Annotated in this window: 1 pseudogene; it reads left to right on the top strand. The window is 76.6% G+C overall.

Annotated elements, in window-relative coordinates:
- Positions 1-505, top strand: a pseudogene (locus tag x551_RS26135) (hypothetical protein); the annotation flags it as partial.

The following is a 505-nucleotide window of genomic DNA, read 5'->3' on the forward strand; positions in this document are numbered from 1 at the left end:
CGGTGGGCAGGCGCGTGCGCTCGCGCTGCGCGCGCTGCCGCTGGCGGGCTGGCGAGCCGGCGCGACTTCCACGCCACGCTGCAGGCCTGCTTCGTCGCGCGGCCCGAGCAGCACCTGCTGTTCGACCAGGCCTTCCACCTGTTCTGGCGCGACCCCGACCTGATGGGCCGCATGATGGCGATGCTGCTGCCGCGCGTGCAGGGGCCGGCCAAGAGCCCGCCGCCGCCCGAGAACCGCCGGCTCGCCGCGGCGCTGTTCCCGCCGCAGCCGCAGGCGCCGCGGCCCGATGCGCCGCCGCCGCAGGAGCAGCTCGACATCGAGGCCACGCTCACCTGGTCGGACCGCGAGCTGCTCCGCAAGGCCGACTTCGACACGATGACGGCCGACGAGTGGCGCGAGGCGCAGCGCCTGCTGCAGGCCCTGGAGCACTTCGCCGAACCGCTGCGCACCCGCCGCATGCGGCCGGCGACACGGCCCGGCCAGGCCGACTGGCGCGCCACCGTGC

Source organism: Methylibium sp. T29 (assembly GCF_000576205.1).
In the GTDB taxonomy this organism is placed as follows: Bacteria; Pseudomonadota; Gammaproteobacteria; order Burkholderiales; family Burkholderiaceae_C; genus Methylibium; species Methylibium petroleiphilum.